8 protein-coding genes and 1 riboswitch are annotated in these 12,856 nt (G+C 76.0%); of the genes, 5 read left to right on the top strand and 3 right to left on the bottom strand.

Going from position 1 to position 12,856, the window contains the following annotated elements; genetic code table 11:
- Positions 1-3 precede the first annotated feature (3 nt).
- The 3 genes from ACH4PU_RS22150 to ACH4PU_RS22140 all read right to left on the bottom strand — a co-directional run bounded on the left by ACH4PU_RS22150 (position 4) and on the right by ACH4PU_RS22140 (position 3,706).
- Positions 4-1,539 carry a precorrin-2 C(20)-methyltransferase gene (locus tag ACH4PU_RS22150; RefSeq protein WP_398274572.1) on the bottom strand — a complete coding sequence of 512 codons (1,536 nt, stop codon included), beginning with the start codon at positions 1,537-1,539 and terminating at the stop codon, positions 4-6.
- Entirely contained in the window at positions 1,536-2,162 is a 627-nt protein-coding gene (locus tag ACH4PU_RS22145) for a precorrin-8X methylmutase (RefSeq protein WP_398274729.1), read from the bottom strand. The genes ACH4PU_RS22150 and ACH4PU_RS22145 overlap by 4 nt, the downstream gene beginning before the upstream one ends.
- A gap of 245 nt (positions 2,163-2,407) precedes the next feature.
- Entirely contained in the window at positions 2,408-3,706 is a 1,299-nt protein-coding gene (locus ACH4PU_RS22140; RefSeq protein WP_398274569.1) for a cobalamin biosynthesis protein CobG, read from the bottom strand.
- A 348-nt stretch (positions 3,707-4,054) separates the two neighbouring features.
- A riboswitch (cobalamin riboswitch) is annotated at positions 4,055-4,143 on the top strand.
- A 112-nt stretch (positions 4,144-4,255) separates the two neighbouring features.
- Here ACH4PU_RS22140 and cobN point away from each other — a divergent pair.
- The 5 genes from cobN (at position 4,256) to ACH4PU_RS22115 (ending at position 12,805) form a co-directional block, all read left to right on the top strand.
- Positions 4,256-7,885 (top strand): cobaltochelatase subunit CobN, encoded by a 3,630-nt coding sequence (gene cobN / locus ACH4PU_RS22135; protein WP_398274566.1) that lies wholly within the window; start codon positions 4,256-4,258, stop codon positions 7,883-7,885.
- 105 nt (positions 7,886-7,990) lie between these two features.
- Positions 7,991-8,695 carry a Crp/Fnr family transcriptional regulator gene (locus tag ACH4PU_RS22130; RefSeq protein WP_398274563.1) on the top strand — a complete coding sequence of 235 codons (705 nt, stop codon included), beginning with the start codon at positions 7,991-7,993 and terminating at the stop codon, positions 8,693-8,695.
- A gap of 155 nt (positions 8,696-8,850) precedes the next feature.
- On the top strand, positions 8,851-9,735 hold the full coding sequence (locus ACH4PU_RS22125) for a hypothetical protein (protein ID WP_398274560.1): 885 nt from the start codon (positions 8,851-8,853) through the stop codon (positions 9,733-9,735).
- Positions 9,732-11,918 carry a hypothetical protein gene (locus ACH4PU_RS22120; RefSeq protein ID WP_398274557.1) on the top strand — a complete coding sequence of 729 codons (2,187 nt, stop codon included), beginning with the start codon at positions 9,732-9,734 and terminating at the stop codon, positions 11,916-11,918. Before ACH4PU_RS22125 ends, ACH4PU_RS22120 begins: the two co-directional genes overlap by 4 nt.
- A 32-nt stretch (positions 11,919-11,950) precedes the next feature.
- Positions 11,951-12,805: a hypothetical protein gene (locus tag ACH4PU_RS22115; RefSeq protein ID WP_398274554.1), complete on the top strand. Its 855-nt coding sequence runs from the start codon at positions 11,951-11,953 to the stop codon at positions 12,803-12,805.
- The last annotated feature ends 51 nt before the right edge of the window (positions 12,806-12,856 follow it).

The raw sequence follows: 12,856 nt of genomic DNA, 5'->3' as shown, positions 1-12,856 counted from the left end.
CCGTCACCGCTCCGGATACCGCCGCGGCGTCCAGACGATGTCCTCGCCCTCGCCCGGGCCGCGCCGCACCGCCCGCGTCTGCGTGGAGCCGACGATGAGGAGGGTGCGCATGTCGACCTCCTCGGGGACGAGTTCCCCGAGCCGGACGACACGGACGCTCTCCTCCGGGCCGCCCACGTCCCGTCCGAGCACCACCGGGGTGTCCGGGGAACGGTGCTCCAGCAGCAGGTCGCGGGCCTTGCCGACCTGCCAGACGCGGCTGCGCGAGCCCGGGTTGTACAGGGCGAGCACCAGGTCGGCCGCGGCCGCGGCGCGCAGCCGTTCCGCGATGACCTCCCATGGCTTGAGCCGGTCGGAGAGCGACACCACCGCGTAGTCGTGCCCGAGCGGTGCGCCCGCCCGGGCCGCCGCCGCGTGGGCGGCCGTCATGCCCGGCACGATCCGTACCGGGATGTCCCGGTACGGTCCCTCGGACGCGGCCTCCAGGACGGCGCTGGCCATCGCGAAGACCCCCGGATCGCCCGAGGAGACGACGGCCACCCGGCGCCCCTGCCGGGCCAGGTCCAGGGCGAACTCGGCGCGCTCCGACTCCACCTTGTTGTCCGACGCGTGCCGGCGCTGCCCGGGGCGGACGGGCACCCGGTCCACGTAGGTGCTGTAGCCGACGACGTCCTCGGCGGCGGCCAGCGCGCCGCGCGCCTCCGGCGTCAGCCACCGCGGCCCGGCCGGGCCGAGGCCGACGACGACGACCTCGCCGCCGTCCGTCCTCATGGGCTCCTCCGGGGCGGGACCGGTGGCGGCGGCCACCCGGCTGGGCAGCACGGCCACGGAGAAGTACGGGACGGACTCCGGGTCCACCTCCGCCACCCGCCCGGTGCGCTCGCCGGGCATCGTCGCCCGCTCCACGTACCGCGCCTCCGCCAGCCGGCCCGAGCGCTCCAGCGCGCCCCGCACGGCCGGGAAGGTGCGGCCGAGCTTCATCACCACGGCGGAGTCGGTCGACGCGAGCCGCGCGGCGAGCTCCTCCTCGGGCAGCGTGCCCGGCAGGACGGTCAGCACCTCCTCGCCCTCGACCAGCGGCTCGCCCAGCCGGGCCGCGGCGGCGCTGACGGACGTGACGCCCGGGACGACCTCGGTCGGGTAGCGGTGGGACAGTCGCTTGTGCATGTGCATGTAGGAGCTGTAGAAGAGCGGGTCGCCCTCGGCGAGCACCGCCACCGTGCGCCCGGCGTCCAGGTGCGCGGCCAGCCGCGCCGCGGCCTCCTCGTAGAACTCCTCCATCGCGCCCCGGTAGCCGCCCGGGTGGTCCGTGGTCTCCGTGGTGACCGGGTAGACCAGCGGCTCCTCGATGTGGTCGGCGCGCAGGTGCCGTTCGGCGATGGAACGCGCGATGCTGCGGCCGTGGCGGGCGCTGTGGTACGCGACGACGTCGGCCGCGGCGATGCACTCCACCGCCCGCAGGGTCATCAGCGAGGGATCTCCGGGGCCCAGCCCCACCCCGTAGAGACGGCCGGTGGCCGGGGACTGCTGCTCGCTCACTCTTCCTCGCTCGCTATCGCGTTGATCGCGGCGGCGGCCATGGCGCTGCCGCCGCGCCGCCCGCGCACCACCAGGTACTCCAGCCCCAGCGCGTTCTCCGCCAGGGCGTCCTTCGACTCGGCCGCGCCGATGAACCCGACGGGTATGCCGAGCACCGCCGCCGGGCGCGGCGCGCCCTCGGCCACCATCTCCAGCAGCCGGAACAGCGCCGTCGGCGCGTTGCCGACGGCCACCACGGCCCCGTCCAGCCGGTCCCGCCACAGCTCCAGGGCGGCGGCGCTGCGCGTCGTGCCCATCCGCGCGGCGAGTCCGGGCACGGCCGGGTCGGTGAGGGTGCACAGCACCTCGTTGTCCGCCGGCAGCCGCTTGCGGGTGACGCCGCTGGCGACCATGTTGGCGTCGCAAAGGATCGGCGCGCCCGCGAGCAGCGCCTTCCGGGCCGCGGTCACCACGTCCGGGGAGTACGCGAGGTCGCGCACCAGGTCCGTCATGCCACAGGCGTGGATCATGCGGACCGCCACCCGGGACACGTCCGGCGGCAGGCCGCCGAGGTCCGCCTCGGCGCGGATGGTGGCGAAGGACTGGCGGTAGATGGACGCGCCGTCCTTGTCGTAGTCGAACACTGTGCTGCCTCTGCCTCGCTCGCTGGGCTTGCTGGTCGCGCTCACGCGCGGGGTGCGCTCACGCGCCGGTCGCGTTCGCGTGCTCGGGGGACCGGCCGGCCGGGTCCGGGGGCGCGCCGGGCGGTACGTGCCCCGGGGCGCGGCGGCGTGGCCGTCCTCGTCGTCATGGTCGGTACATCCATACGGTCGGTACATCTATACATCGGCCGAGCTCCGGCGGTACGCGGCACCCGGCCGCCGGACCGTCACGGCGTCCCGTCGCCGCCCGGGCCGGAGCGGGCGGCGGCCACCGCGCCGGGCAGGCCGGGCGCGGTGACGGAGCGGACGCCGTCCTCCGCCTCCCCGCCCCCCGTCCGTACCGTCACGCGGTAGCCGTCGTCCACCGCCAGGACGTCGACCCACCGCCCGCCGGGATGGCCGCAGCGCCGCTCGCATCCCGACCAGTAGACCGGCAGGCCACCGGTGCCGCCAGGGCGCGTGCCGGTGAGCGCGGCGGTCGCGTCGGCGCGCACGTCGGCGCGCGACTTGGCGCAGCCCGGGCGCCCGGCGCAGGCGCCCGCGCCGTACCAGGGGGAGCCGGCGGAGACCACCAGGCCCGCGTCCGCGAGCCCGGCGAGCCGGGCGGCGGCCGCGTCCGCGCCGGCGAGGCCGGGGACGACGACGCCCCGCCAGGGCGTCACGCGCAGTTCGCCGGAGCCGGCCTCGGCGGCGGCGATGAGCAGCCGCCACTGACCGGCGGTCAGCCGGCCCAGGGGAGCGGCGACGGAGAGGGCGGTACGGCCGTCGGGTCCGGACACCGGCCCCGGTGGCGGGGCGGGGGAACGGGTCGCGGGAACGGCGGTCACTTCGGTGTCGGCGAGGACGGCTGCCAGGGCGGTGACGTCCGGGCGGTGGCCGGCGGGGAGTTCCGTCACCCGCCACGCGGACCCGCCGTGCGCGGCGAGGAAGTGACGGGCCGCGACGACGGCCGCGCGGGGCGCGTCGGCGGCCGGGACGCGCAGGCCCGGGCCCTCGGCGGCGTAACAGAGCACGGCCGTCCGGCCGTCCGGCTCTGCGATCAATGTCACATCGGGGGTGAGGGCGGCGATGTCGCCGCGGCCGTCGTCGAGGCCGAAGAGGAAGCGGCCCGAGAGGGCGGTCACTTCGTCGTCCGCGCAGAGCAGGCGGTCCAGTTCGCGGGCCCAGGCGCCGACGTCCGCGTGCCCGGTGCCGTCCAGGCCGTGCAGAGGGGACGCGGCGATGTTCCGCACGCGCTCGTGGCGGTCGGAGGGGAGGAGGCCGGCGGCGCGGAGGCGGCCGCCGAGTTCGCCCCCGGAGCCGGCGGGCAGGGCGCGGAGCTGGATGTTGCCGCGGGAGGTGATGTCGAGGTTGCCGTCGCCCAAGTCCTCGGTGAGGGCGGCGAGTTCCGTCGCCTGACGGATCGTCAGAAGTCCCGCCGGGAGGCGTACGCGGGCCAGTGCGCCGTCGTCGGCGGCGTGCAGGCGGAGGGCGCCGGGGCACGCGTCGCCGCTTGCGCGGCCGGGGGGTGTGGGGGTGACGGGCATGGCGGCGAGCATACCGACGGGGTCGGGGGGTGGGTTTGCCCCGGTCCCGCCCTTTCTCCCCCAGCTACCGCTGGGAGGTGCCCCCAGTTTCCTGCGGGGGCCGGCCCCCGCACCCCCGGAACCGCGCTCCGCGCGGTTGTCCTCAAGCGCCGGACGGGCTGAAATCGGCCCGTCCGGCGCTTGAGGGCCTCGCGGCGAAGCCGCGAGGCGGGGGTCTGGGGGCGCAGCCCCCAGGAATCGGCGAAAGGGCGGGTCCGGGGCAAACTCCCCCCTCGGCCCCGAAGCCGCAGGTCGCTACTATGGCTGATCGGCGGAGCCATCCGCCGGACGCCAGCGACGGCGCCAGGGGAGGAAGCCGGTGGAACTCCGGCACGGTCCCGCCACTGTGAGCACGGCAGCAACACCACGCACCACGCGGCCGAGCGAGTCAGGAACTCCCGCCGTCCTCCAACCGCCCGGGGCGCGGACCCCGAGGAAGGCCAGCCGCAGCATGCGCATGTTCCGGTCCCGCGCACCCCGGGCGACCCTCGACGTACTCGGGAGCGCCGCGTGATCCTTCTTCTGTCGACCTCCGACACCGACCTGCTCAGCGCCCGCGCTGCCGCCGCCCAGGGCAGCCCGGTCCCGTACCGGCTCGCCAACCCCGCCCGGCTCGCGCTCGACGAGCTGCCGGCGCTGCTGGAGGGCGTCGACCTCGTCGTCGTGCGGCTCCTCGGCGGTGTCCGCGCCTGGCAGGAAGGGCTCGACCGGCTCCTGGCGGCGGAGAAGCCCGTCGTCGTCCTCACCGGCGAACAGGCCCCCGACGCACAGCTGATGGAGCACTCCACCGTGCCCATCGGCATCGCCGCCGAGGCGCACGCCTACCTCGCCCACGGCGGGCCCGCCAACCTCGAACAGCTCGCGCGCTTCCTCTCCGACACCGTGCTGCTCACCGGCCACGGCTTCGAGCCCCCGGCCGCCGCCCCCACCTGGGGCACGCTGGAGCGCACGCCCAAGCCGGGGACGAGCGGGCCGACGGTCGCCGTGCTCTACTACCGCGCCCACCACATGAGCGGCAACACCGCCTTCGTGGAGGCCCTCTGCGGCGCGATCGAGGACGCGGGCGGCCGCGCGCTGCCGCTGTTCGTCGCCTCGCTGCGCGCCCCCGAGCCCGAGCTCGTCGAGGCGCTGGGCGCGGCCGACGCCGTCGTCACCACCGTCCTCGCGGCCGGCGGCACCAAGCCCGCTGCCGCGTCCGCCGGCGGCGACGACGAGTCGTGGGACGCCGGCGCGCTGGCCGCCCTCGACGTGCCCGTCCTCCAGGCGCTCTGCCTGACCGGGCCGCGCAGCGCCTGGGAGGAGAACGACGAGGGGCTCTCGCCGCTGGACGCCGCCACCCAGGTCGCCGTCCCGGAGTTCGACGGCCGCATCATCACCGTCCCGTTCTCCTTCAAGGAGGTGGACGAGGACGGCCTCCCGGCGTACGTCGCCGACCTGGAGCGCGCCGCCCGCGTCGCCGGGATCGCCGTCAAGCACGCCCGGCTGCGGCACGTCCCCGCCGCCGAGAAGCGGATCGCGCTCGTCCTCTCCGCGTACCCCACCAAGCACTCCCGCATCGGCAACGCCGTCGGCCTCGACACCCCCGCCAGCGCCGTCGCCCTGCTGCGCCGGCTCCGCGAGGAGGGCTACGACTTCGGTGACGAGGCCGTGCCCGGGCTGGAGTCCGGCGACGGCGACGAGCTGATCTACGCCCTCATCGAGGCCGGCGGCCACGACCAGGAGTGGCTCACCGAGGAGCAGCTCGCCCGCAACCCCGTCCGCATCCCCGCCGCCGACTACAAGCGCTGGTACGACCGACTCCCGGCGGAACTGCGGGAAGCCGTCGAGGAGCACTGGGGGCCCGCCCCCGGCGAGATGTTCCTCGACCGCAGCCGCAACCCCGAGGGCGACATCGTCCTCGCCGCCCTCCGCCGCGGCAACCTGCTGATCCTCATCCAGCCGCCGCGCGGCTTCGGCGAGAACCCCATCGCCATCTACCACGACCCCGACCTGCCGCCGTCGCACCACTACCTCGCCGCCTACCGGTGGATCGCCGCCTCCCGCGAGGACGGCGGCTTCGGCGCCGACGCCATGGTCCACCTCGGCAAGCACGGCAACCTGGAGTGGCTGCCCGGCAAGAACGCCGGCCTGTCCGCCGCCTGCGGCCCGGACGCGGCCCTCGGCGACCTCCCACTCGTCTACCCCTTCCTCGTCAACGACCCGGGCGAGGGCACGCAGGCCAAGCGCCGCGCCCACGCCACGCTCGTCGACCACCTCGTCCCGCCGATGGCCCGCGCCGAGTCGTACGGCGACATCACGCGTCTGGAGCAGCTGCTCGACGAGTACGCACAGATCTCCGCCATGGACCCGGCCAAGCTCCCGGCCATCCGCGCCCAGATCTGGACCCTCATCCAGGCCGCCAAGCTCGACCACGACCTCGGCCTGCAGGACCGGCCCGACGACGACGGCTTCGACGACTTCCTGCTGCACGTCGACGGCTGGCTGTGCGAGGTCAAGGACGCCCAGATCCGCGACGGCCTGCACGTCCTCGGCGGCGCCCCCACCGGCCCCGAGCGCGTCAACCTCGTCCTGTCCATCCTGCGCGCCCGGCAGATCTGGGGCGGTACCTCCGCCCTGCCCGGCCTCCGCGAGGCCCTCGGCCTGGACGAGTCCGCCGCCACCCGCACCACCGCCGACGAGGCCGAGGCGCGCGCCCGCGCCCTCGTCGAGGCCATGGAGGCGGCGGACTGGAACCCGGACGCCGTCGCCGGGGTCTGCGCCGAACTCCCGGAGGGGCAGCGCGACGGCGTCGCCGCCGTCCTCGCCTTCGCCGCCCGCGAGGTCGTCCCCCGCCTCGCCGCCACCACCGACGAGCTCGACCACGCCGTGCACGCCCTCGCCGGCGGCTTCGTCCCGGCCGGCCCGTCCGGCTCGCCGCTCCGCGGCCTCGTCAACGTCCTCCCGACCGGCCGCAACTTCTACTCCGTCGACCCCAAGGCCGTCCCCAGCCGGCTCGCCTGGGAGACCGGCCAGGCCCTCGCCGACTCCCTCCTGGAGCGCTACCGCGCCGACAACGGCGACTGGCCCACGTCCGTCGGCCTCTCCCTCTGGGGGACGAGCGCGATGCGCACCGCCGGTGACGACGTCGCCGAGGCGCTGGCGCTGCTGGGCGTCCGGCCGGTGTGGGACGAGGCGTCCCGACGCGTGACCGGACTCGAAGCCGTCCCCCTGGAGGAGCTGGGCCGGCCGCGCATCGACGTCACCCTGCGCATCAGCGGCTTCTTCCGCGACGCCTTCCCGCACGTCATCGGCCTTCTCGACGACGCGGTACGGCTCGTCGCCGCCCTCGACGAGCCCGCCGAGCTCAACTTCGTCCGCGCCCACGCCCAGGCCGACCTCGCCGAGCACGGTGACGAACGCCGCGCCACCACCCGTATCTTCGGCTCCCGCCCCGGCACCTACGGCGCCGGTCTGCTCCAGCTCATCGACAGCCGCGACTGGCGCACCGACGCCGACCTCGCCGAGGTCTACACCGTGTGGGGCGGCTACGCCTACGGCCGCGGCCTGGAGGGCAGGCCGGCCCGCGCGGACATGGAGAGCGCCTACAAGCGGATCGCCGTCGCCGCGAAGAACACCGACACCCGCGAGCACGACATCGCCGACTCGGACGACTACTTCCAGTACCACGGCGGCATGGTGGCCACGGTGAAGGCCCTGCGCGGCAAGGCACCGGAGGCGTACATCGGCGACTCCACGCGGCCGGAGACCATCCGCACCCGCACCCTCGTCGAGGAGACCTCGCGCGTCTTCCGCGCCCGGGTCGTCAACCCCCGCTGGATCGAGGCGATGCGCCGCCACGGCTACAAGGGCGCCTTCGAACTCGCCGCCACCGTCGACTACCTGTTCGGCTACGACGCCACCACCGGCGTCGTCCCCGACTGGATGTACGACAAGCTCACCCAGGCGTACGTCCTCGACCCCGAGAACCGCGCCTTCCTCCAGGAGGCCAACCCCTGGGCGCTGCACGGCATCGCCGAGCGGCTGCTGGAGGCCGAGAGCCGCGGCATGTGGGCCAAGCCCGACGCCGAGACGCTGGCGGCCCTGCGCCAGGTGTTCCTGGAGACGGAGGGCGAGCTGGAGGGCGGCGCGGACGGGGAGTAGTCCCATCCGCGGGGTCCCGGGGCGAACGGCCGCCCCGGGGCCTCCGCACGGCCGGGCTCCCTCATCTCGCGTCCCTATGACGCCCGTTACACCTACAGTCCCTTCATGGACGGAAAGAGGCAGCGGCACGACCCGGCGCTGGGCGTCACCTTCACCCGGCTGGCCGGTGAGCCGTTATGGAAGCGGCTGCTCGACGAGGGGCGGACGCGCCGGCACCGGGCCGGTGAGACGCTGCTGCGCCAGGGCGACACGGGGACGCACGTACTCGCCCTGGTCGAAGGGGTGGTCAAGGTGACCCGGGTGGAACGCGACGGCCGCATACGGGTGTTGGCGTTCCGGGGCGCCGGTGACGTGGTGGGCGAGGCCGCGGTGCTGGAGGAGAGCGAACGGCGGCTGGCGTCCGTGTCGGCCATAGGGGACGTCACGGTCGTCGTGGTGGAGGGGCGCCGGTTCCGGGGCTTCGTCGAGCGGCACGATCTGTCGCCGGTCCTCACCCGGCACGCCCTCACCCGGCTGCGGCAGTCCGACCGCGCCCGCGGGGGCTGCTGTTCGCGGGAGCGGGTCGCCCAGGCGCTGCTCGCCCTCGCCGAGGCGGCGTACGGCGGACGGACCGGCGACGGGGCGCACGTGTCGGTCACCCGCACCGAACTCGCCCAGTACCTCGGGGTGTCCCGCAACACCGTCAGCGCGGCCCTGTGCGAGATCGGCGACCGGGTGGTCGGCGCCGAGCGCGGCGGTGTCGTCGTCCACGACCTCGGCGCCCTGCGGGCGGCGGCCGCTGTGACGGATGAGCCGTACGCGGACGCGTGACGCCCGTCACGTTTCCTGTGCACTCGTGGTGCACACCGACCAGTGCGACTCCAGAAGGATCCGAGGTGAGCCCGGCACCCCTCCGGGGGGAATGGGGTGCCGGGTGCCACCCCAGCGGATCGTTCCGCCCACCTCACCACCGAGGAGTCGCCCCTATGTCCGTCACGGACACCCCCGCCACCGGCCCGGCCCCCTGGAGCGTCAGCCGCGACCTGCCGCCCTACCGGGGGATCCTCGCCGTGGACGCGAAGGACTTCACCGGCCGGCCCGCCGCCGAACACGCCTCCCTCACCACCGTCATCCCGCAGCTCCTCGGGCAGGCGTTCGTCCGCTCCGGGCTCGAACAGCTCTGGCTGGAGCGGAAGTTCGCCAACAACACCGGCGACGGCTTCGCCATGGGCTTCGACCCCGTCGCCCTGCCCCGGGTCATCCACCCCTTCCTGCACGAACTCCAGGAAGTCCTCACCGACTACAACATCCACGCCACCGCGACCGGCCGCGTCCGGCTCCGGGCCAGCCTCCACGTCGGACCGCTGCCCGACTCCGGCGCCCCCGGCGACGGCAACGGCACCCCGCGCAACGACACCCACCGGCTGCTCGACTCCCGGCCCGTCCGCGCCATCCTCGCGGCGTCCAGCGAGAGCATCACCCAGGTCGCCGCGATCCTCTCGCAGCGCGTCTTCGAGGACGCGGTCCTCTCCGGCTACACCCGCCGCCACCCGGACCAGTTCATCGAGGTGCCGGCCACCGTCGCCGGCAAGAACTTCCAGCAGCTCGCCTGGCTGTACGTGCCCGCGCCCTCCGGCAACCTCTACGACCGCAGAATCCTCGGCGAACGGCCGGAGGACGAGGAGCCGGCGCCCGCGACCGCGCCCGTACCCGAGCGGCGGGACCGGCCCGCGCCCGCCGCGTCCCACGGCACCACCACCATCAACAGCCAGGGCAACCGCGGCTTCCTCAACAACGGCTCGGTGCAGGGCGGCCAGCACGCCTCCTTCGGCGCCGACCCGCGGGACGACGCACGGGGAGCGGGCCGGTGAGCGAATCCGTCCTCGTCGACGAGTCGGAGGCGCCCGCCTCCGACGCGGCGCCGCCGCACGGCGATCCCGCCCCCGCTTCCGAGCCGGCTCCCGGCCCCGACCCCAGCCCCGACCCGGGTCCCGACCTCGGCGAGCAGGCGGCCGAGGAGTTCGGCCGCCGCTTCCAGGTCGTCAACATCTGGGACAACCGCGGCTTCCTGAACATCTCCGACCTGGTCCGCGGCGGCCAGCACTACGACGCCGCCGGCGACGGCGAGCCGGCCGGCCCGCGCGGCGACGGCGTCGAGCCGCGCGAGGGCGACATCCCCGCCGAGCGGACCGCCCTCGCCCTGGAGGGCTTCGCCGAGCCCGCCTGGTTCGCGGACGCCCTCGGCCGGCTGCGCGACGACCGCCTCCTCTTCCTCGCCGGACAGGACGGCACCGGCCGCCGCACCGCCGCCCTCAACCTCCTCCACCGGCAGACCGGCTGCTTCGCGCTCCGGGCCCTCGACTCCGACAGCGACCTCACCACCTGGGCCCCCGGCACCGCCCCGGCCCGCGGTTACCTCGCCGACGGGCTCCTCGAACCGCGGCTCACCGCGCTCGACACCATCGCCCTGGACGGACTGCGCGCCCGGCTCGAACGGGCCGACGCCCGCATGGTCGTCGTCATCCCCTGCACCCCGGCCGTCCTGGCGCACCTCGGCGACACCCTGCACACCCCGCCGGTCCGGGCCCTGCCGCCGGAGCCGCGCGCCGTCCTCGACGCCCGGCTGGCCGCCGTCCTCGGCGGCCCGGCCGACGTCGGCCCGGCGCTGGCGGCCCTGCCGCCCGGGCTGCTCGACGAGACCCTGCAGCCCGGGCTGCGCCCCGCCCAGGTCGTCGAGATCGCCGCCGAGATCGTCCGGGTGGTCCGGCGGGGCGCGGACCCGGAGAGCGTCCGGGAGCACCTGAGCTTCCACGCGGCCGACCGGGCGCCGCGGCTGCTGGACGCGCTGCGCGACAGCCCGGAGGACCTCGCCCTGCTGCTCGCCGCCTGTGTCTTCGAGCACTTCGACCAGACGCTCGTGGAGGAGGAGGCCGGGCGCCTGCTGCGGATCGCCGACGGGCGGCTCGGCGGCACCGCGCCCGCCCCCGACACGGACGCGGAGGAACCGCCCCGGGCCGTCTTCCGCCGGTCCCGCAGCGAACGGCTGGAGGCGATCGGCGCGTACGTGGCCCCCGCCGAGGTGCACACCACCTCCGCCTACAGCTACCTCACCCGGCCCGTGGCGTTCACCCGGCACCTCCAGGGCCGCGCGGTCCTGGAGCACGTGTGGCGCGAACACCCGGAAGCGGCCGTGCTGTTGGTGGAGTGGCTCGGCACCACGCCGTCGGAGCACGGGCGCGGCGACCGCGCCGGGTTCGTCCTGGGCCAGTGTGCCCAGTGGAGCTCCGGGCGCCGGGCGCTCGGCCCGGTCGAGGAACTGGCCGCATCCCCCCGGCCCGCCGACTGGCGGCTGGCCGCCCGCGCCCTGGGCGCCGCCTCCACCGACCCCGTGCTCGCCACCGCCGTCAAGGCCCGGCTGCGCGGCTGGAGCCGGCAGGCGTCGGTCTCCCGGCGCTGTACCGTCGCCCTGGCCTGCGCCACCGAGTTCGGGCTGGCCCGGCCCGGGACCGCGCTCACCCTGTTGCGGACCGTCTGCGACGGGCCGCGCGACGGTACGGGCGCCGTCGCCTCCGCCGTCCGCCGGGCGCTGCTCTCCCTGTTCGCCGAACCCGCGGGCCGGGCCGCCCTGCTCGACGGGCTGGTGCCCTGGTGCCGCGCCGGCGGCGCCACCCGGCAGGCCGCCTGCACCGCCACCGCCCACCTGCTGCGCGCCGCCGCCGCGGCCCGCGAACCCGCCGAGTGGTGGACCCGCCACCTGCTCGGCACCCGGGCCGGCGCCCGACCCGGCGAGGACCCGCCCGGCCTGGAACTGATCCGGTGCGCGCTCGCCGAACCCGACACCTTCCCCGCCGTGCGCGCCGCGCTCCTGGACTGGCAGCGCCGCGCGGCCGACGACCCCCGCCGCGCCCCCTTCGTCGAGCACCTCGCCGACCGGCTGGGCGCCGCGCCGCGCGGCGGCGCGCTGCGGCTGCTCAGCGCGTTCGAGGCGGCCCGGCCGGCCCCCGGCGGACGGCGGGCGGCCGAGGCACTGGCCGCCTGGCGCCAGGCCCTCTGACACTTCGGAACACCAGCAGGAGAGAGACCGGCATGACCCTCACCCCGTACCCGGCCACCGTGACGGACACCCCGCCGTGGCGCCGGGGGACCCGCAGCCCCTTCGGGGAGCTCGTCCGCTTCCGCCTCGCGCAGCCCGGCCAGCAGGCCCTGGTGCTGCTGGACGGCGAGGGCGGTACCGTCTGCGAGCCCGGCGGCCACGGCTCGTTCGTCCGCGCCGCGTTCGGCGGCTACCGCGAGACGTACCTCGTCGACACCGCGCCCCGCACCGGCACCTGGGCGCTGCCGCCGGGCTGTGCGCCCGCGGCCCTCCAGGTCGCCTGGTGGGTCGCCGACCCCGCCCGCGCGGTGCTCGGCGGCGGCCCGCCGGAGGGCTGCTGGGCGGCTGTCGTCGGCCACTTGGACCGGCGGTTCCAGACCCTGGCGGCCCGCGCCGAAAACGCCGCCGAGCAGGCGTCGGCCCAGCACCTCCTCGAACTGCTCGCCCAGCCGCAGCCGGTGGACGCCACCGGGCTGGCCTGCTGCCTCGCCGCCGCCCAGCCCGCGGCCGAGCCGCCGCGCCCGGCGGACAAGGGCGCGCCGCCGCTGCTGTGGTCGCCGCAGCGGCGAGAGGAGTACGAGTTCTACCTCCAGGCCGTCCGCACCGGCCCCGACGCGCTGGCCGCGCTCTGGCTGCTGCACCGCCCCGAGGAGGTGCGGCAGGTCCTGGAGTGGGTGACCGCGCACCCGCCGTCCGGCGACCGGCCCGGCGCGGACGGACGGGACGTCACCCTCGCGCTCCTGGACGGCCTCTCCCCGGAGGAGCGCGAGCAGCTCGCCAAGGCCGTCACCGAGCGGGTGCACGCCATGGCGGCCCCGGAGCCGCCGCCGTGGCAGCCCGGGGCGTGAATCCGTTGTCGGTGCCGGGCCGTAGGGTGTTACCTCGAACATCAGCACTGA

Source organism: Streptomyces sp. NPDC021100 (assembly GCF_044333095.1).
Lineage (GTDB): Bacteria > Actinomycetota > Actinomycetes > Streptomycetales > Streptomycetaceae > Streptomyces.
Note: the sequence above shows the minus strand (reverse complement) of the source record. Positions and strands in the feature narration are given on the sequence as shown.